Below are 17,006 nucleotides of genomic sequence, written 5' to 3' on the forward strand. Positions count from 1 at the left end.
CGGTGGAGACTTTTACGTAAGTTATGGCGGGGCAGTGAGGCGAAACCTTCAAGAGGGGCACCGGCTGAGGCCGATCGACCTGGCGCGCGGGTACGGCCTGTCCACGCAGGCGGTCAGGAACTACGAGGCGGCCGGTATCCTCCCGGAGGCCGGGCGGACCTCCCACGGCTACCGCACCTACACACCGCTGCACGCGAGCGCCCTGAACGCGTTCCTCGCCCTCGTGACCGGACACGGCCACCAGATGGCCACGTCGATCATGCAGGCGGTCAACCGGGACGCGACCGAGGACGCGCTTCGGCTCATCGACGAGAGTCACGCCCAACTGCTCGACGACCGCCGCACCCTCCAGGCCGTCGAAGCCGCGCTCCGCGACCTCGAGCCCGTGCCACCCGAACGCGGCGACACCTTCGTCGGCCCCCTGTCGAGAAGGCTCGGCATCCGCCCGGCCACCCTGCGCAAATGGGAACGCGCCGGCCTGGTCCAGCCACGCCGCGACCCGCGGACGGGCTACCGCGTCTACACCGCGGCCGACGTGCGCGACGCGCTACTGGCCCATCAGCTCAGACGCGGCGGCTACCTGCTGGAACAGATCGCCCCGCTGATCGCCCAGGTCCGCTGCGCCGGGGGCGTCGCCCCGCTCGAGTCGATGCTGCGCGACTGGCGCGCCCGCCTCTCGGCCCGCGGCCACGCCATGCTCGCCGGCGCCGCCGCGTTGGACGCCTACCTCGCCTGCCGAACGGAGGCAGGCCAGATGCGGGCGCAGTCATCCCCCGCGGGTAGGCCCGTTGTGCGTCCCTCATCCGGGTAGGGCGGCACGCCACGTCCACGACGTGCGCCGGGGCCGCCCGTCGAACTCGCCCCGCCCGGTCATCCACAGCAGCACCTCGGCGGGCGGCCCCGGCGGGGCGTCGGGAAACAGCCGGGCCAGCACGCCGGCGCCGAGCGCGGCGGGCGGCTGCCAGGCAACGCCCAGGCCCCGGGTGACGTCCACCGTGTGCAGCAGCGCCTCGGCGACCCCCATGGCCGCGAACCCGGTCGGGTCGCAGGGGCCGAAGTGCCAGGCCCGCAGGGCGGGGTCGGCGGTGTCGAGGGCGGCGGCGAGCAGGGCACCGCAGGCGGCGACGACGGTCAGCACCTGCGCGGGGGTCGCGGTGGGGGACACGGCCAGGTCGAACGGCAGGTAGCGGTCAGCCGGCCGGCCGGCCAACTGCCCGGCGTACGCGAGCAGGTCGTGCGCCACGTGCGCGGCCGTCGTCCAGCAACTCCAGTCCAGGTCGCCGGCCGGCACCGTCCAGTCCCGCCCCGTGTGCGGCCCGAGCACGCCGATCATCTCGGCGACCGCCTCCCGGACCTGCGCCCCACCCATCCCCGCCGCCTGCGCCCCACCCATCCCCGCATCCTCGCGCACCGGCGCCCGCGTTGCCTCAGCCGCCGCGCTGCTCCCCGCGACCGCGAGTCGTCCGCCGGCCCGAAAAATTTGTCCGTCTCCACTGCCGGAAAGGCACTTCGTGTCAGGTCCGTTCGAGGTGATCGGGCGGCCGGGGTGGGCCGCAGGTCGCGGGCGGTGCGGATGACTCCTCCTGCGTCGTGCCGGCCGTGGTGTCGCGTGCCGCGGCGCCGTCCCCGAGCTGTGCCCGCGCAGTGTGGTGCGTCGGTCGTCACCGCGCCACCAGCTCCGTGAGATCGGCGAGCAGCTCGGACGCGGTCACCGGGTCGAGTTCGGCGAAGGCGAGCGTGGACGGCTCCCCGGGCGGGTTCCACGCACTGGGCTGCTCGGACAGCCCTACGAATTCCAGCGACTGCTCGGTGGAGACGTCGACGGCGCCGATCGTGAACCCCTCCGACGGACTGACGATGATCCAGCGGTCCTTCGCGACCCGCTTGGACAGCCAGCACTGCACACCCGCGAACATCGGCTCGTCGCGTTTCCAGCCGCGCCGTTCCAGGCCGAGCAGTTTGGCTGTCGGCACGGTGATGTTCTCGAACCGCTCCAACCGGTCGCCGGCCGCCTCGTCGTCCGTGAGCCGGTGCACGGCGCGGCCGAGCTGTGGGAAAGGCTGCAGGATCTCGTGGTCGGCGAACAACTCCTTCCACTCCGTCAGCTCCTCGCCGAGGTGAAGCGGGTGCGCCAGCCGCACCGAGGCGTCCTCCGGCAACGTGAACTCCTCATCCCGTACGTCGGCGAAGGTGCGGTCCTCCGCTACCCGGAACGCCGTCACCGCACCAGCGCCGCTGATGGCCGGGGTCCCGTACAGAGCCCTCTCCGAAGCCCCGGCCGGGACGCACAGCCACACCAGCCGCCGCACCAGATGCCACAGCAGGGGATGGGTGACGAACAGCTCGCGGAACTCACCGGTCGTCCAGCTGCGGCCCGCGACCATCGCGCCCTCCAGCCGGCGCACCTGGTCCGAGGCCACCGTCCGCACGTCTTTCTTCAGCGCCATGAACCGCTTGCGTTCCGTCAGCGCCAACTCGGCGTCGTCGCGGGCACCCGGTTTGGGCAGGTCCTTGCGCCGCTTGCCGTCCTGGTCCAGGACGTACGGCCGCAATTGCTCGTCGAAGCCCACGGTGAAGCGCCGGGGCCCGTAGTCCACGACGGTCGAGCCGTCGGCGTCCAGCCCGAAGTCCGGCACCAGCCGGTCGGCGAGTTCCTCGCCGGAGAGCCCCAGATCGGCCGCCACCTGCTCGATCTTCTCCATGGCGCGCGTCCTGAGCGCCTTGAATTTCACGCGCTGGGACACCCCGTGCAAATGCATCAGGGCCACGTCGCTGCCGATGGCCGCCAGCACGTCCAGGCCCTCCACGGCCCGCTGGTGCGCTCCCTCGCCGGGCCAGTTCCGCAGGATCGGCGCCAGCCGGCGCACCGTGTCGTCGTCGCCGAGCCACCCCAGGGCATGCAGCGCCCAGCTTTCCTTGGCCGGCATCCCGGACAGCCGCCACTGCTCGAACAGGGACCAGGCGAAGGCGGCCAGCGACTCGGAATCGCACGCCTCCTTCACCATCTCCACGCCCGTATAGACCGCGCCCGGCCGGGAGATCGCCAGCATGCTCAGCAGATGGCGCACGGACTCGGCCGGCAGCGCCGAGGCCCGGCCACGCAGCAGCACGCGCGGCAGCAGCCGGGGGTCCGCCCAGGCGGCGGGCCGCGGCATCTTCGACGGCAGCGCCAGCTCCAGACCGTCGGCCGACAGCAGGTCCCGGACAGCGTCGACCGCCTTGGGGCCGTGACCGGCCGCCGCGTCGAGCACGGCGTCCTTGCCGTGCGTGGCGGCGATGGCCCGCAGCGCGTGCTCGGCGCTGTGGCGGGCGGCGCCCGCCGGACCGGCCGCGTCGGGCACCAGCAGCGCGGCGGCGTCCGCGCCGTGCCGGGCGAACCAGGCGCGGGTCGTGGCCGCGACGGACTTCAGCCGCACGAACCAGTCGGCCATCAGCCGCGCGACCTCCAGCTGCCGATAGGGCAGGAGCAGCCCGCCGGCCACAGCGGGCTGCCGCGACGCGGCGTGCAGCAGCGGCGGCAGCGCGTCCTCCTCCCATCGGGCGGCCACCGGCTTCAGCTCCTTGACGAGCTCCCACATGTGCTGGGGAGTCCACTGCGCCAGCAGCGGGCGGTACGTATCCGGGCCGTCGGCGAACAGGGCGGCCAGACGATAGTTGTCGAGGTCCGTGAACTGCTCCCACAGGGTTCGGACGTCGGGATACGGCTCGTTCTGCCGGCGCCGCACCCGCCGCGTGGGCTCCTCGACGGCGGCAGCCCATGCCTCGCGCTCGCCGGGCTGCCACAGCATGCGGGTCTCCTCCCCGGCGACGAGCCCCTTGACGATTCTCGGCTTCGGCGCCGTCCGCCTGCCTGTCCACGGCGGGCTCACCAGCAGCTCGGGCAGCGCGGCGGCGGGGGCGTCGGCGGCGGCCGGGTGCAGCAGCTCCCGCACCACCTCGGCGGCCTTGGGCGGGAACTGTGCGATCCGCGACTTCAGCAGCTCACCGTGCGTGGCCACATGCGCGGTCAGCAACTGGCCCAGCAGGAAGGAGTTGCGGCCCGGGGCGGGCGCCGCCCGGCCGGCCAGCAGGCGGGCCGCGCGCACCGGATACCGGCGCACCGCCTCCAGCAGCGCCGGACGCACCTGTTTGTCGTCCGCGTGGGACATCAGCAGCTCGAACGCCTCGTCCGTCGGCAGCTCCGCCAAGATGCCCGCCTGTTCTTCCGCCGATGCCCCGTAGGAAGGCGTACGGTGCTGCCAGATCTCCGCGATCAGCGCGGCGACGGCCGGGCCGACGCCCTCGGCGACGGTGGCCGCGGTGGAGAGCCTGCCGTCGTAGGCGGGCACGCCGCCCGCCCGCAGCAGAGCACGCAGCTGCTCCTCGTCGTTCAGCGACTCGAACAGCATGGCGCGTACGACATGATCTTCCCGGCCGCTCTCCCCCGGGTCGGCGCAGCACTCCGCGACCCAGTCGGTCTCGCCCGGGACCAGATACGACACCACAATTCGGCGCCGCGCACCGCCGCGGTGCGCGGCCAGAGCCGCCACCACCTCGCGGTACTGGTCCTCACCGGCCATCGACAGCAGCGTCCGCACCCGGTCGGCGGCGCTCCGGCGCAACCACAGCCGTTGCCGCGGCGGCGAGTCGCCCTCGGGCAGGACGGCCAGCCTGGTGGTCCGGTCCTGGCCGCTCTCGTGGTCGAGCTCGAACAGCTCCACCGTGGCACGGGCCGCGAAGACCAGCCCGTGCCGCAGATCCCAGGCGTCGACGACCTCTTCGTACAGCAACTTCCCGCGGTCGGTGATCACGGCCAGGACCGCGGCGCCGACCGGATCCGCCGTCCCCTTCAAGTAGCGGCGTGCGGCGGCTGCCAGCTCAGGGTCGACGCCCGGGACGTCCCCGTCGAGGACCGTGCCGGTCCACTCCTCCTTCGCCGCCGCGAGCCGCCTGTCCCAGTGGTCGAGAGCCGCCCCATGGGGGACGTGCGTGAACCGCTCGATGCCGCCCCAGCGCGGGCGGACCCTGTGCCGCCAGGCGACGGGCATCACGAAGGAGTCCTCGTCGGGTGTCGTCGCAGCATCTTCGGCGTTTCCGGTGCCCCCGGCGTCCGGCGTGTGGCCGGCGCCCACGGGCGCGTACCCCTCGCGTTCCTTCTCTCGCACGGCCTCGGCCACGTACGCCTCCGCGGCCGTCGCCGAGCCGCAGTCCTCGACCCGCGTACGCCCCGGTGCACCGGCCTCTCCGTGACGGACAATCACCATCGCGCCGTCCGACCCAACCTCCCAGAACATGGTCGGACTGTTTTCTCCCCCGTCAGCCAACTCCCAGCGCCGCACGGCCGCCCCTTCCTCGGACCCACGCCGACCCCAGGTCAGCGCTCCTCTGATGAACCCGCCCGCGACGTGGGCGATCGACAGGCCCCACGGTAGACCCGGTCACTGACAACGGCCGCTGGCGGCCCTGCACCATAGTCCAGCCAAGGTGAGGCCAAAGGCCACAACGGCTCCGCCGTGAGCTGCGAGGTACTGCCTTCGAGTTGGCGCGGAACGCGGGAGGCGCGTAGTTCACGCAGGTCGGGGATGTGGTTGTAGAGGGTGCCGGCGGAAACGCCGAGGAGTTTCGCGATGGACTCGATGCTGCTCTCCGGGTTGGGGAGCATGTCGCGGGCCGCGCACAAGAGCTCGGGCGTGATGCCCGAGGGGCGCCCGCCGGTCCGGGCGCGGGCGGCGGCCAGGCCCCCGTTCGTCCCCGCGACGATGAGCTCGCGGATGAACTCGGCGAGCGCGGCTCGGAGGGTACGCTCACCGGTGAACCCTTTCCGGCTCGCAGCCGTGTAAGGGATGTGAGCACCAGACTATCCGGCGGCCGGCCCGCCGCAACGGGCCCGAGCTGCCGCACGGCGAGATCACCCTGCGGGAGCCGCCGGTCGTTCCGGCGGTCCAGCCCGCCGGGTTCCGCTCGCTCGGGATGATCCTGCCGAGTCTGCTGATGACCGGCGGGTTCACGTTCATGATGATGAGCAACTCGCTCAGAGGCCTGATGGGCATGGTCATGCTGGTCGAGATGGGCGGCGGCATGCCGCGTATGGCCGTGTTCCAGATGACGATGAACAACGGCAACCGCAACCAGCAGATCAACGGCGACCGGCGCGACTACTTCCGCTACCTGTCCCAGACCAGGGGGCAGATCCGCCAGCACGCGGCGGAACAGCAGGACGCGCTGGCCTGGCGGTACCCCGACCCGGAGTCCCGGCCCGGCTGCTGCCGCCGCGGCCCGACCCACCGGACGGACGTGGCGGGCGCGACCACGTTACGGACCTTCCGGCGCGACAGCCGCCGGATGACAGACAAGGAGAGAGTCATTATGGCAGCACCCAACAGAGGGGTCGTGGGTGGCGAGTTCGGCCTGATGGCCGGCGAGGCGACCATCACCGGCATGGTCGTGGCGTTCGCTCAGGCCCAGATCTAGGCCAGGGACAGCCACCGGAACGTCGTGGCCGCAACCGAGGCGCTGATCCGCTCGTGGTCGAGCGACACGGCCGCGCCGCGGTTCCTTGAGGCCGTCCAGCAGTGGCTGGCCGGCTTCCGGAAGGTCCAGCAGGGCCTGGACAAGCTCAACCAGAGCATGCAGCAGTACTCGCAACTGACCACCACGACCGAAGACGACAACGCCATGCAGGCCGGCAGTTGGGCCAGCGAACAGCCTCTCCCCGGCCAACTCAGGAGGGGCATGGTTGTCCACAAGCCGTTGGCCCCACTCGGACGGATCGAAGGTGAGTGACCGTCAATTGGCTCACTAACCTCGCGCCTTCACGAGGGCTAGCTGTGGTGGCGAGGCGTGAACGTGAAAGTGCCCTCTGGGCTGGGATGATGGGACTTGTCGAGGGTCACATCGGTCCGCCAGAGCTGAACGGCGATCCGCCGGATCGCTCCGACCGCGCTGGCTGGATCCCGGCGAGCCTCGACGGCCAACCGAGTCGCACGCTCACGCAACTCATCGTTGTACCGGACCCGACGATGCGGGCACCGTCCACGAGTTGGTCCGAGCCGGCGGTCGCTCGGTAGCGCCAACGCGGTGCACGCCTCGCTGTACCTGGCCAGGCGTGCACCGCGTGACATCTCGGTGCCGTCCTGCGCGAGCCCCGTCAACGCGTCCCTCCGCTTCCACGATCGCCGCAGCCGCTACCACGCCCGCCCCTCGGGACCCGGCCACGCTGCCCACTCGCAAACCTACCGCTCTGGCCGCCCACCGCACGGGCGTGCCCAGGGGCCGCGATGGGCTAGTTGGGTTTGCCGAACCAGCGGGAGAGGTGGTCGTCCAGGTCCTGCTGATCGTCGCCGATCCAGGCGACGTGGCCGTCGGGGCGAAGCAGGACGCACGGAACATCCAGTGCCGCCGTGGGATCCCCGAGGTAGTCGACCCGGTCCGACCAGCCGCCGACGGTCAGGCGTTGGGTGCGGTCCAGCAGCAGGCCGCGGCCGCGGTGCAGCAGACCGTACAGGCGGCCCTGTTCCACGTCGATGTCACGCAGGCGCCGGCCGAGCAGGTCGGGGCCTGCGCCGAAGTCGTAGCGGATGCCGATCGCGGTGATCTTCTTGATCAGATAGCGGTTCACCTCGTCGAAGTCCATCAGTTCGGTGAGGAGCCTGCGCACGGCCTGCGGGCCCGGTTCGGGGGACGACAGTTCCATCTGGGCGCGGGTGTTGTCCAGCACGTCCTCGGCGACCGGGCGACGTTCGGCCTGGTAGGTGTCCAGCAGTGTTTCCGGCGCCCAACCGCGGATCTGTGCGGCCAGTTTCCAGCCGAGGTTGAACGCGTCCTGGACGCCCAGGTTGAGGCCCTGACCGCCGGCGGGCGGATGGATGTGCGCCGCATCGCCGGCCAGCAGCACCCGCCCGACCCGGTAACGCTCGGCCAGCCGGGTGGCGTCCCCGAAGCGGGACAACCAGCGCGGGGAGTGCACGCCGAAATCCGTTCCGGCGATGGCGCGCAACTGTCGTCTGAAATCCTCCAGGGTGGGCGGCTCCGTGCGATCGCTGACCCCCGCGGCGGGGACCACGACGCTGTAGACCCCTGCGCCGAAGGGCCGGAGCCAGAATCGCTTATGGGTCTCGCGAATCTCGGTCACCTTGGCGGCGATCTCCTCCTGCGGCACACCCACTTCCATCTCGCCCATCAGCGTCTCGGTCCGCGAGGGCTCGCCGGGGAAGCCGACGCCGAGCAGTTTGCGCACCGTACTGCGCCCGCCGTCGCAGCCGACGAGATAGCGTGAACGCAGCTGTTCCCCGTCGGCCAGCTCGACGGTCACACCGTCGTCGTCCTGCTCGAAGCCGGCCACCGCACAACCGCGCCGGACCTGCGCACCCAGTTCGACCGCATGTTCTTCGAGCAGGTGAACGATGACCGGCTGCGGGATGCCCAGCAGATAGGCGTGCGCGGAGTCCAGGCCCCCGGGCGCGGGTTTGTCGATGGCGGCGAAGAAGCCGCCGGCCGGACGCTGTCTTGCGCGTTCGCGAATGCGCTCCAGCAGCCCGCGCATTGCCATCAGCTCGATGCTGCGAACATGCAGGCCGACGATGCGGACGAACGATGCGGGCTCGGTTTCCTTCTCCAGGACGAGTACCCGCACATCGTGCAGCCGCAGTTCGGCGGCCAGCATCGCACCGGTCGGCCCGCACCCGGCAATGATCACGTCGAACATGAGGGGCGCACGGTCGGCGCCGGAGGCCGGCGATGGGAGTCCGGGGACGTCGCCCGCGGTGAAGTCGCGCTCGGCCGTCTCGGTCGACGACGGCTCGGCGGTGAACTGTAGAGAGTGCACAGGTGTTGCCTTTCGGGAGTGCCTTGTTGGCGAGGCGCTCCCGGCGACACCTACGTCAGTCGCCCGACCGTGACGGGAAGGGGGAGCACCCACATCGATCCAGCGTTCATGGGTCTCACCTCCTCGGGCGGCGTCACGGGCAACTGCAAGCTACAAGCCTGAGCATCATCCCGTCCAGTCCTTTACCCGCCAACCTATCGCCACCGCGGCGGGCCAACTGGCCTGTCCGACTGGCAGGGTGCGGTAGCCCGACTGTCCTGTATTCCCTGTCCGCTGATCACAGTGTGTTGCGGCTACAGATCTTGAATGGTCAGCTTGGTCCACTGTGATGCGTGGTCACGCCGATCTGGGGTAGTGCCCGTTGGTATGAGGTATCCCGATGGTGGTGGTCTGTCGGCGCGGGGGCGGACGAAGCGTGAGGCGGTGCGGCGGCGGGCGGCTGGGTGGTTCGCCGAGGGGGTGTCGGTGCCGGAGATCGCGGCGCGGTTGCGGGTGTCGCAGACCGCGGTGTACGGCTGGCGGCAGCAGTGGCGGGCCGGAGGCGAGGACGCCCTCGCGCCGAAAGGCCCCGGCGGGTCGCGGTGCCGCCTCGACGAGCCGCGGTTACGGCGTCTGGCTGAGGCCCTGGATGAGGGGCCGACCGCGCACGGGTTCGGTGACGATCAACGCTGGACCCTGGCGCGGGTGTCGGATCTGATCGCGCGGATGTTCCACACCCGGTACACGCTGCGCGGCACGTCGTACCTGCTGCACCGCATCGGCTGGTCGGTGCAGGTCGGCGCTTGAGACTGGCAGGGTGTGGTAATCCAATCGTCTTGTATTCACCGCTTGCCAGTCACGGTGCGTTGCGGGTTGGGCTGTAGCGGTTCCAAGTGCCGCTGGCGGCGGCGTGGTGCCGTTGGGTGGTGTGGTGGTGGAAGCCGAGGGCCTGGGCGACGACCGGTGCTGGGGCTTGGAGCACGAGCTGGCGCGGTGCGGCCAGGCGGCCGGGGACGGTCGGGATACCGAGGTCCCGGATGAGCGGGGCGATCGTGTCGAGGGTGAGGGGTTGGCCGGCGCGGCGGACGGGGAACAACTAGCCGGGCAGGCCGCACGCGGCTCCCGGAGCGTCGGCCTGCTTCTCGTGGTGGGACTGCAAGCTTCTCCGCGTGCGCGCGAGCTGGTGGGCGAGATCGGCCAAGGCCAGAGCCTGCGGGTCTGCTGTGCGACAGGTGCAGCGCGGCGTCGAGCGCCGCACGGATGGTTTCCGACGCGCTGGTCAGCTCGCCGGAGTGCACGGCCAACCGGTCGCGGGAGATCGCCCGCGGCCCCGCCTCGGTGGCGTGGTTGCGGCGGGCACCACCTGCAGGATGACCCCGGCGAAGAACACCGCACGGGCGAACAGGAACTCGGCTTCTTCCACCTGGCCTGGCGGGACCGCTCCTGCGGTCTGATCGACGTGGCTTGCACCCTGCTGCTCATCGTTCCACGAGTCCGAATGAACCTGGGCTGACTTGTCCGACGTGTCAAGGAGCGAAACCTGCCTGTTGATCTCAAAGAACACGCCGTGCCGAGCATGCTCGCCAGAGGAGTTCAAACGTGGACATTCCACCCTTCAGCATCACCGAGTGGCGCACGTTCCTGCGTGACTACAGTTCGAAGTTCCTGGACAACTCGAGTTTGCTGCGCATGATCGAAAAGAACGGGGCCGGAACGTTCGTCAGGAGTCACGTCCAGCGTGAGGGATGGATTGGCTACGAGCCGGCCAGTGCGGACGCGGTCGTGGCCGCTGAAGAGCGGCTCGGCACTCGACTGCCGCCGGCGTACCGGAACTTCCTGATGGCTAGCAACGGCTTTGGCTATGTCGACCATGTCGATCTGCTCAAAGTGGACGAAATCGGGTGGCTTCCCGAACGCGACCCAGACCTCGTGGAAATCTGGAGCTGCGACCTTGACGACGGTAATCGCCAGATGCTCGAGCGGAGCTTGTTGATCGCGAAAGACGATGGCGGTCCCGGTGTCTGCTGGCTGCTATATCCCGACGACGCGGCGGAGGACGGTGACTGGGCTGCGTACGAGTGGTTCACCGGCGATGGCAGCAGTCCTGATGACGATCGTTACGACAACTTTGGTGCGCTGCTGTTGCATGCGGCTCGGCGATTGGACGTAGTCGGGCACCGCTTGTGATGCCGATTGGGAAATGCAAGCCGCCGAACAGGCGTTAAGACGACGCGCACTCGGCGGCCTGGTGCGGCGAGGCGAACCGGGCTCCGGGGATGCCGAGATGGGTCAACGTCTCATCGGTGAACGGTCGGTTGCCGATCGCGGCGGACAGCACCTGTGCGGCGCTGTAGGAGACGACTGAGTGGCCTGACGGGTACTCGGGAAAGCTCGGCGTCATCAGCACCGGTCGCCATTCGGGGTCGATGTGCTGGTTGATGTACGTCTCGGGACGGATCAGGTTGTGCCGGAACTTGAAGTGCCAGCAAGCGGTGAACGCGTCGTGCATCGCGACCGCGACGCTGGCGCGGATCCTGCAGCCGCGCAGAGGGTCGATCCCATGCTGTAGCTCGATGGAGCACGCGTTGTACAGCCAATGGCCGGCAGGTCCCGGAGTGCCGCCGGGGGCATCGAACCCGGTCAGCCCAGTCGTAGCATCGGCCCAGAAAAACACCGTGTCCCGCTGCTCGTCGGTGAGTGTCTTTCCGGCGTCGTTGACTCGCTGCGCCTCTTGATACAACGCGCTGGTGGGATGGACCGAGAACGGTGGTGGCGGGGCGAGGCCACCTCGTCAACGGAGGCGAGCGAGAAGGTGCGGACGGTTCCTGCATACGGGTCGGTGGGCGGGCTGAACAGCGGCGGGGTCGGTACTACCCCGACGGTGAGGACGTGCCGGCGCACCGCGGCATCGGCGGGGACTGGGCCGACTTGGTCGTCAAGGTTGACCAGCGCGGCCGGCGCCGTGTCGTGCGGATGGTCTACGAGGTGTGCACGTTCCAGGCGCTGCGGGAGGCACTGCGGTGCAAGGAGATCCGGGTAGTCGGCGCGGACACCTTCCGCAACCCCGACGAGGACCTCCCGGCCGATTTCGAGGCCCGCCGGGCCGAGCACTACGGCGCTCTGCGCAAGCCGCTGGATGCGACGGCGTTCATCGCCGAGCTGCAGCAGCAGATGCGCGCCGAGCTCACCGCCCTGCACGACAACCTGGACCAGCTGCCCTGGCTGTCGGTGAAGGCACGGCCCGGCGGCGCCGGCATCAAGCTGCAGCCCCTGGACGCGCTGCCGGAGCCTGCGAACCTGCGCCGGCTCAAGCGCGAGATCGAACGGCAGTGGGGCACCGTGGCGCTGATCGACATGCTCAAGGAGGCCGCTTTGCGCACCGGCTGCCTCACCGCCGCCACGAACGTCGGCGCCCGCTCCGGCATGGACCCGGCCGTGCTCGCGGAGCGGCTGCTGCTGTGCGTGTACGGCTACGGCACCAACACCGGCATCAAGGCCGCCGCGGCCGGCGACCACGGGCACAGCGAGGACGACCTGCGCTACGTGCGCCGCCGCTTCCTGTCCGCCGACAGTACGCGGGCGATGGCCGTGGAGATCGCCAACGCCACCTTCGCCGTGCGCTCCGAGCAGGTATGGGGCACCGGCTCGACCGCCGTGGCCAGCGACTCGACGCACTTCGGCGCCTACGACCAGAACATCTTCACCCAGTGGCACTCCCGCTACGGCGGCCGCGGCGTACTCATCTACTGGCACGTCGAACGCAAGTCCATGGCGATCCACTCGCAGCTGATCTCCTGCACCGCGTCCGAGGTGGCCGCGATGGTCGAGGGCGCGGTACGCCACGGCACCACCATGCAGGTCAAGGCCAACTATACCGACAGCCACGGCCAGTCCGAGATCGGCTTCGGCATCACCCGGCTGCTCGGCTTCGACCTGCTGCCGCGCATCAAGCGCATCAACCACGTCAAGCTCTACCGATCCGGCGCCGGCGAAGCGTCGGCGTGGCCAGGACTGGCGCCAGCGATGATGGGCCGCGCGATCCGCTGGGACCTCATCGCCGAGCAGTACGACCAGATGATCAAGTACGCGACGGCAATCCGGACGGGCACCGCGTCGACCGAGGCGATCCTGCGCCGGTTCACCCGCGCCGCGTCGCACCCGACGTACCAGGCGATGTTGGAGGTCGGCCGCGCCGTCAAGACGGCCTTCGTGGCGCGGTACCTGCGTGACCGGGACCTGCAGCGCGAAATCCACGACGGCTTGAATGTGGCCGAGGGCTGGAACGGCGGCAACCAGGTGCTGTTCTACGGCAAGGGCGGCGACATCGCCACCAACCGCCGCGACGAGCAGGAACTGTCGGTGGCGTGCCTGCACGTACTGCAGGCCGCCGTCGCCTACGTCAACACCCTGCTCGTGCAGGACGTCCTCGCCGAACCCGCTTGGGCAGACACGCTCACGGCAGAAGACCGTCGCGGGCTCACACCGCTGTTCTGGACACACGTCGCCCCGTACGGCGAGGTCAAGTTGAACATGGGCAAGCGCCTGGCGCTGCGCGGTGACCAAGCTCAGGTCTAACGGCGGCGGGGCGCTGTCTCGACGGCGGCGCTCCCTCCCACACGTCTCACGATGGCGCGTTGTTGCAGGTCAGGTGGTGTGGCGGTCGGCCCAGTCCTGCGCGCTGTCGTTCCGGCAGCCTGTGGGTGCTGTTGCCAGGAGGACGCGGTTGAGGCCCTCCTCGAACAGCACGTCGTCGTTCCATCGGCTGTCGTCGAGGTGGCCGGAGGCGTTGAGGGTCGGGTAGGCATCGGCGCTTGCGGCGATATGGTCCCGGGCTGAGATCCTTGCCTGAGGATCCGCGGTCTGACGCCAGGTGGCTTCGGTGAGCGCTGCGCCGATGACGTAGTTGGCCAGCATGCGCGTGGCCACCGCGAGATGGAGCCCGGCGTGTCCGCCGCGCACGAGTGCCGATTGCAGGAACTCGGTACGGGCTAGGACGTTGGGCCCGAGCATCGGTCGTCCTATCAGCCTGGGTGTCCAGGGATGGCGCAGCATGGCTGCGCGCCAGGCTCGGGCGAGCGCGCGGATGTCGTCGATCCAGTCGGCGCTCGCTTCCGGAATGGGCACGTCACCGAAGATCCGGTCAACAGCCAGGTCCAGGACGTCATCCTTGGTCTTCACATGCCAGTACAAGGCGGTGGACGTCACGTCGAGCTGCTGAGCGAGGCGGCGCATCGTGAGGCCCTCGATACCGTGCTCGTCCAGCAGGATCACCGCTGCAGCCACGATGCGCTCGAGGGTCAGCGGCAGTGCGCGTCGCGGGCGCGAGGATTCGGTGCGTAGCCACACCGACCGTGTGGTGCGGCTGTCCCCTCCCCTGGCGGGGCGCTGCGCCGGGGTACCGAACTCCGCTGTGCTCATCCGATCAATGTAGTGCAGTGCGCAGCCAACTTAACGCCGGTAAGCTGATTGAACGATGGAACACTCGCTGCCGAGGGGTGGAGAAGGGATCACGTCATGCCTCTGCTTCGGGTCCACCTCGACAGTGACCGGATCACCGCCCGTCGCGTCATGCAGCTGCATCAGGCGGGCAAGATCCATCACGAGTCGCGGGAAGCAGCCCGCGAGCAGGTATGGCGCCACGGGCGCATTCCGGCCGGCGACCCGATCTTCGTCGGCATCACGAACGGTCGTCGTCACGTGCAGCTGCTGTACGACATCGAGGTCTACTCCGACACGGAGCATTGACCACCAACCGGGAACTAGGCAGGGCACCCGCCCGCTGGAACCTCGACATGAGCCTGAAGCGGGCGGGGTATCCGGCAGCTGCTGAGTGATTGTGGCCCTGACGCGCTTCTCGTCGACGCCTGGCTACTGGCGCACTCTCATCTTTGGCCGGCATCCCTATCAGCCCGCGCGGCCTGTCGAACGGTGGCACGTTCGATCGCCCGGTACACCGTCGAGCGGGCGACGCCGAACAACTCGGCCAGCTCGGCGCTGGTGTGCTCGCCGGCGTGGTGCAGCGCGACCAGGTGTGCCTCCTGCCGCGCGTTGAGTTTCGGCTGCTTGCCCCGCAGCCGGCCCTTGGCCTTGGCGACCTTCATGCCTTCCCGGGTGCGCATTCGGGCCAGGTCAGCCTCAAACTCCGCCACCATGGCCAACGCCGTGAACAACAGCTTGCCCACCGGATCAGTCGGGTCGTGCACCGACCCGCCTAGATTCAGCCTCACTCCGCGCGCGGTGAGCTCCTTGGCGATGTCGTGCGCGTCGGCGACCGACCGGGCGAGCCGGTCCAGTTTCGTCACCACCAGGATGTCGCCGGCCCGGCACGCAGCGAGGGCTTCCCGCAGGCCTGGCCGGGCCCGATTGGTTCCGGTCAGGCCCTTGTCGACGTAGATCCGCTCCGCGTCGACACCTAGCACGGTCAACGCGTCGAGCTGCGCAGTGAGGTCCTGCTCGTCAGTGGACACCCGCGCGTATCCGATGTGAAGCCCAGTCACGGGCCGACTGTAGCGTTTACCCCCCGCTCACCGGGCATGTCACCGGGCGGGGCTTACGGGACGGGCCGGCCTGCGTCGCGACGGCTATGGAGAATTCGGCGCAAGGTGCCCGGTGAAGGGACCCCAAACGGGACACCAGTGGAGATGCTCACCGGTGACTGTCCGCCACCAAGACAAGATCAACTATTTGGCGGCTGATGACACGTTCGTTACCGGCACCCCAACCCGTCCCACACGCTCGCGCCTAATTATCGGATTACCGGTAACACAAATCCAAAAATTTAGCACCACAAAATGGACAAACCGTAGACACATCATAATGACTGTTCTTGCTACTAAGGACCTAGGATGGTGCGGTCGGGGCACCCTTGACCGGTGCCGCCGCAGCTTGACGCTCGGACACGAGGAGCACCTTGGCGAGGTCGTCGCCGGCTACGGCACCGATGTCGACCTGGACGTGATCCACGCGTGGTGGTCATTGCGAAGCCCGCTGGCGATCCGCTGGCTGGTAGAACAGTGCCGTCCGATCATGCCGGTCTGCGGATGTGGCGGTGGCGACCGGCGGAGGCGGTCGCGGCGGTCGTTGCCGATCAGCTGGCCAGCTTCTCAAAGAGTTCGTTCGGCGTGTCGTAGTACCTCGTCGTCCGGCCGACGTGCGTCATGCCGAGCCGCCGGCAGACGGCCTGGAAGGCACGGTTGTCCGGATGCGTGACCGCGATGACCCTCGTCAGACCCCGACTGAACGCGTCGTCCAGGACCGCCGCCGCTGCTTCGGTGGCGTAGCCGTGTCCCCACGCGTCCGGACGCAGGTGCCAGCCGATCTCGGCCTCGGTCGGCCCGCCGGCCGGTTCCCTGGCCGACAGGGGAATCGTCTTGAGCAGGAGGTTTCCCACCAGCCGGCCGTCCGCCGCTGTGGTGATGGCCCAGATCCCGTGGATCGGATCGTCGATGGCGCATCGGCGTGCGATGGAGGCGAGGGCCTCCTCGCGGTTGTTCATGATCGTGGGCTGCGCGCCCAAGAACCGCACGACGTCCCAGCGCGACTCGAGATCCAGAGGGAAGTCGGCGTCCTCATCGCGCCAGGGCCGCAGCAGGAGGCGGTCGCTCGCGATGGTGCGCATGCGACCTAATCTAGCCGGGGCCGAGCAACGTGCCTCAACCCGATTTCCTCGTACGCATCTGGCCGATACGCGTGGTGCGGCCTCGACCGCTGCCGTAGCTCGGACCTAGGACAACTCGTCAGCGCGCGAGGGTGCGCCGTACCCGGCACGGGCCCGGGCCACCTCGGCCGCCTGCCGTTCGCGCCAGCGCCGCTGCGCCTCCCGGTTGCAGGCCCGGCACGCGCGGCGGTACTGGCCGGTCCGGTCGTCGATCTCCCGCTCGTGTCCGTTGCGGCAGCGGGGGCTGCGCGACCGGATGCGACAGTTCTCCGCCCGGGTGACCTGCCTCAGATGGGTGGGCTCGATGCAGTCCTTGACGTTGCAGACGTGGTGCACGTCCAGGGTGGGGTCGTAGTCGCCGACGAACACGACGAATGCGGCGATGTGCGCCCAGGCGCGGCCTGCCACCTTCTGGTAGACGCCTCGTTGGCCGCCGTAGCCGCGCACGATGAGACAGCCGTCGTCGGTACGCACCGAGCGCCGAAGCAGATACTCCCGCAGGCTCTCGGCGGTGAAGTGGCGGGCGAGACCCTTGATGTCCGACAGCATGTCCCGACTGTAAAGAGG

At 69.5% G+C, this 17,006-nt stretch carries 17 protein-coding genes; 7 read left to right on the top strand and 10 right to left on the bottom strand.

The window, feature by feature from the left end; translation table 11 throughout:
* Nucleotides 1-34: 34 nt before the first annotated feature.
* Entirely contained in the window at nucleotides 35-811 is a 777-nt protein-coding gene (locus ACGFIZ_RS20720; RefSeq protein ID WP_393421487.1) for a TioE family transcriptional regulator, read from the top strand.
* Here ACGFIZ_RS20720 and ACGFIZ_RS20725 read toward each other — a convergent pair.
* Together ACGFIZ_RS20725 and ACGFIZ_RS20730 are read right to left on the bottom strand one after the other, a co-directional pair.
* On the bottom strand, nucleotides 800-1,369 hold the full coding sequence (locus tag ACGFIZ_RS20725; protein WP_393421577.1) for a maleylpyruvate isomerase N-terminal domain-containing protein: 570 nt from the start codon (nucleotides 1,367-1,369) through the stop codon (nucleotides 800-802). The genes ACGFIZ_RS20720 and ACGFIZ_RS20725 overlap by 12 nt on opposite strands.
* A gap of 292 nt (nucleotides 1,370-1,661) precedes the next feature.
* Nucleotides 1,662-5,273, bottom strand: coding sequence for a DUF4132 domain-containing protein (locus tag ACGFIZ_RS20730; RefSeq protein ID WP_393421489.1), 3,612 nt, complete (start codon nucleotides 5,271-5,273; stop codon nucleotides 1,662-1,664).
* Nucleotides 5,274-5,949: 676 nt separating this feature from the next.
* On the opposite strand from ACGFIZ_RS20730, the gene ACGFIZ_RS20735 reads away from it, so the two are divergent.
* Together ACGFIZ_RS20735 and ACGFIZ_RS20740 are read left to right on the top strand one after the other, a co-directional pair.
* Entirely contained in the window at nucleotides 5,950-6,450 is a 501-nt protein-coding gene (locus ACGFIZ_RS20735; RefSeq protein WP_393421491.1) for a hypothetical protein, read from the top strand.
* Nucleotides 6,451-6,474: 24 nt separating this feature from the next.
* On the top strand, nucleotides 6,475-6,762 hold the full coding sequence (locus ACGFIZ_RS20740; RefSeq protein ID WP_393421493.1) for a WXG100 family type VII secretion target: 288 nt from the start codon (nucleotides 6,475-6,477) through the stop codon (nucleotides 6,760-6,762).
* Between the two features lie 499 nt (nucleotides 6,763-7,261).
* Here ACGFIZ_RS20740 and rox read toward each other — a convergent pair whose 3' ends face one another.
* Nucleotides 7,262-8,683, bottom strand: coding sequence for a rifampin monooxygenase (gene rox / locus ACGFIZ_RS20745; protein ID WP_393421579.1), 1,422 nt, complete (start codon nucleotides 8,681-8,683; stop codon nucleotides 7,262-7,264).
* A gap of 486 nt (nucleotides 8,684-9,169) precedes the next feature.
* Between rox and ACGFIZ_RS20750 the strand changes: the two genes are divergently transcribed.
* A complete protein-coding gene (locus tag ACGFIZ_RS20750) occupies nucleotides 9,170-9,589 on the top strand; it encodes a transposase (RefSeq protein WP_393421495.1) in 420 nt (139 codons plus the stop codon).
* Between the two features lie 49 nt (nucleotides 9,590-9,638).
* Here the strand turns inward: ACGFIZ_RS20750 and ACGFIZ_RS20755 are convergent, their stop codons facing one another.
* Together ACGFIZ_RS20755 and ACGFIZ_RS20760 are read right to left on the bottom strand one after the other, a co-directional pair.
* On the bottom strand, nucleotides 9,639-9,878 hold the full coding sequence (locus ACGFIZ_RS20755; RefSeq protein WP_393421497.1) for a hypothetical protein: 240 nt from the start codon (nucleotides 9,876-9,878) through the stop codon (nucleotides 9,639-9,641).
* 183 nt (nucleotides 9,879-10,061) lie between these two features.
* Nucleotides 10,062-10,346, bottom strand: coding sequence for a hypothetical protein (locus ACGFIZ_RS20760; protein ID WP_393421499.1), 285 nt, complete (start codon nucleotides 10,344-10,346; stop codon nucleotides 10,062-10,064).
* 35 nt (nucleotides 10,347-10,381) lie between these two features.
* On the opposite strand from ACGFIZ_RS20760, the gene ACGFIZ_RS20765 reads away from it, so the two are divergent.
* Nucleotides 10,382-10,969, top strand: a complete 588-nt coding sequence (locus ACGFIZ_RS20765; RefSeq protein ID WP_393421501.1) for an SMI1/KNR4 family protein — start codon at nucleotides 10,382-10,384, stop codon at nucleotides 10,967-10,969.
* Between the two features lie 34 nt (nucleotides 10,970-11,003).
* On the opposite strand, the gene ACGFIZ_RS20770 is transcribed toward ACGFIZ_RS20765, so the two are convergent.
* A complete protein-coding gene (locus tag ACGFIZ_RS20770; protein WP_393421503.1) occupies nucleotides 11,004-11,522 on the bottom strand; it encodes a hypothetical protein in 519 nt (172 codons plus the stop codon).
* 149 nt (nucleotides 11,523-11,671) lie between these two features.
* Here ACGFIZ_RS20770 and ACGFIZ_RS20775 point away from each other — a divergent pair, with 149 nt between their 5' ends.
* A complete protein-coding gene (locus ACGFIZ_RS20775; RefSeq protein WP_393421505.1) occupies nucleotides 11,672-13,357 on the top strand; it encodes a transposase in 1,686 nt (561 codons plus the stop codon).
* A 69-nt stretch (nucleotides 13,358-13,426) separates the two neighbouring features.
* Here the strand turns inward: ACGFIZ_RS20775 and ACGFIZ_RS20780 are convergent, their stop codons facing one another.
* Entirely contained in the window at nucleotides 13,427-14,200 is a 774-nt protein-coding gene (locus tag ACGFIZ_RS20780) for a TetR/AcrR family transcriptional regulator C-terminal domain-containing protein (protein ID WP_393421507.1), read from the bottom strand.
* A 96-nt stretch (nucleotides 14,201-14,296) separates the two neighbouring features.
* Between ACGFIZ_RS20780 and ACGFIZ_RS20785 the strand changes: the two genes are divergently transcribed.
* A complete protein-coding gene (locus ACGFIZ_RS20785) occupies nucleotides 14,297-14,527 on the top strand; it encodes a hypothetical protein (RefSeq protein WP_393421509.1) in 231 nt (76 codons plus the stop codon).
* Between the two features lie 137 nt (nucleotides 14,528-14,664).
* Here ACGFIZ_RS20785 and ACGFIZ_RS20790 read toward each other — a convergent pair whose 3' ends face one another.
* The 3 genes from ACGFIZ_RS20790 to ACGFIZ_RS20800 all read right to left on the bottom strand — a co-directional run bounded on the left by ACGFIZ_RS20790 (nucleotide 14,665) and on the right by ACGFIZ_RS20800 (nucleotide 16,988).
* Nucleotides 14,665-15,279, bottom strand: a complete 615-nt coding sequence (locus tag ACGFIZ_RS20790) for a recombinase family protein (protein ID WP_393421511.1) — start codon at nucleotides 15,277-15,279, stop codon at nucleotides 14,665-14,667.
* 590 nt (nucleotides 15,280-15,869) lie between these two features.
* Entirely contained in the window at nucleotides 15,870-16,400 is a 531-nt protein-coding gene (locus ACGFIZ_RS20795; protein ID WP_393421513.1) for a GNAT family N-acetyltransferase, read from the bottom strand.
* A 105-nt stretch (nucleotides 16,401-16,505) separates the two neighbouring features.
* Nucleotides 16,506-16,988, bottom strand: coding sequence for an HNH endonuclease (locus tag ACGFIZ_RS20800; protein WP_393421515.1), 483 nt, complete (start codon nucleotides 16,986-16,988; stop codon nucleotides 16,506-16,508).
* Between the last annotated feature and the right edge of the window lie 18 nt (nucleotides 16,989-17,006).

Origin of the sequence: Micromonospora sp. NPDC048830 (assembly GCF_043198215.1) — a bacterium.
In the GTDB taxonomy this organism is placed as follows: Bacteria; Actinomycetota; Actinomycetes; order Mycobacteriales; family Micromonosporaceae; genus Micromonospora.

Excerpts from the sequence above, each read along its gene's own strand:
- ACGFIZ_RS20800 (WP_393421515.1), bottom strand. The coding sequence starts at position 16,988 with ATGCTGTCGGACATCAAGGGTCTCGCCCGCCACTTCACCGCCGAGAGC.
- ACGFIZ_RS20795 (WP_393421513.1), bottom strand. The coding sequence starts at position 16,400 with ATGCGCACCATCGCGAGCGACCGCCTCCTGCTGCGGCCCTGGCGCGAT.
- ACGFIZ_RS20725 (WP_393421577.1), bottom strand. The coding sequence starts at position 1,369 with ATGGGTGGGGCGCAGGTCCGGGAGGCGGTCGCCGAGATGATCGGCGTG.
- ACGFIZ_RS20750 (WP_393421495.1), top strand. The coding sequence starts at position 9,170 with ATGAGGTATCCCGATGGTGGTGGTCTGTCGGCGCGGGGGCGGACGAAG.
- ACGFIZ_RS20785 (WP_393421509.1), top strand. The coding sequence starts at position 14,297 with ATGCCTCTGCTTCGGGTCCACCTCGACAGTGACCGGATCACCGCCCGT.
- ACGFIZ_RS20730 (WP_393421489.1), bottom strand. The coding sequence starts at position 5,273 with ATGTTCTGGGAGGTTGGGTCGGACGGCGCGATGGTGATTGTCCGTCAC.
- ACGFIZ_RS20780 (WP_393421507.1), bottom strand. The coding sequence starts at position 14,200 with ATGAGCACAGCGGAGTTCGGTACCCCGGCGCAGCGCCCCGCCAGGGGA.
- ACGFIZ_RS20735 (WP_393421491.1), top strand. The coding sequence starts at position 5,950 with ATGATCCTGCCGAGTCTGCTGATGACCGGCGGGTTCACGTTCATGATG.
- rox (WP_393421579.1), bottom strand. The coding sequence starts at position 8,683 with ATGTTCGACGTGATCATTGCCGGGTGCGGGCCGACCGGTGCGATGCTG.